We start from the raw sequence: 702 nt of genomic DNA on the forward strand, positions 1-702 counted from the left end.
TCATAGGTGTAGAAGCCGTGCTTGCCGGCCGGAATGATCTCGCCGGGCAGCGACACCGTCAGCGACCCGTCGGCGCGCTCCAGCACCGAGAACTCGATCTCGCGGCCCTCGACGAATTCCTCGATCAACACTTTGCCGTCGTAGCGGAAAGCCGTGTCGATGGCCTGCTCGAAGCCGTCCCTGTCATTCACCTTGCTGACCCCGAAGGACGAGCCCTGGCGCGCCGGCTTGGCGAAGAAAGGCAGGCCGAGCGTCCCGGCAATCTCCTGGAAGGAATGCTTGCCGTTTCGATGCACGGTGACGGAGCGGGCAACCGCCAGTCCCGCCTCGCGCATCAGCCGCTTGGCGACGTCCTTGTCCATGGCGGCGGCCGAGGCGAGAATGCCGCAGCCGACATAGGCGACATCGGCGACCTCGGCATAGCCCTGCACCGAGCCGTCCTCGCCGAACGGCCCGTGCAGCACCGGGAACACGACGTCGATGGGGGGCAGCTCAGGCTGCGTACCATCCCGCGACACCGCAACCAGCCGGCCCTTGCCTCCGGGCAACAAAGCAACCTCCGGGCCGTCTTCGGAGGCCGGCGCCCCTGCCGCCTCATCGCCGATCGCCGCGGCGCGATCGAGTTGTTGCAGCAGCCACCTGCCGCCTCGCGAAATGGCGATCGGCACGATATCGTAGCGCGTGCGGTCGATCGCCTTCAGC

General features: G+C 67.4%; 1 pseudogene. It reads right to left on the minus strand.

Annotation, left to right across the window (positions count from 1 at the left end):
- Positions 1-702 (minus strand): annotated as a pseudogene (locus EN884_RS37720) (D-alanine--D-alanine ligase A); the annotation flags it as partial.

Source organism: Mesorhizobium sp. M7A.F.Ca.AU.001.01.1.1 (assembly GCF_004022735.1).
In the GTDB taxonomy this organism is placed as follows: Bacteria; Pseudomonadota; Alphaproteobacteria; order Rhizobiales; family Rhizobiaceae; genus Mesorhizobium; species Mesorhizobium ciceri.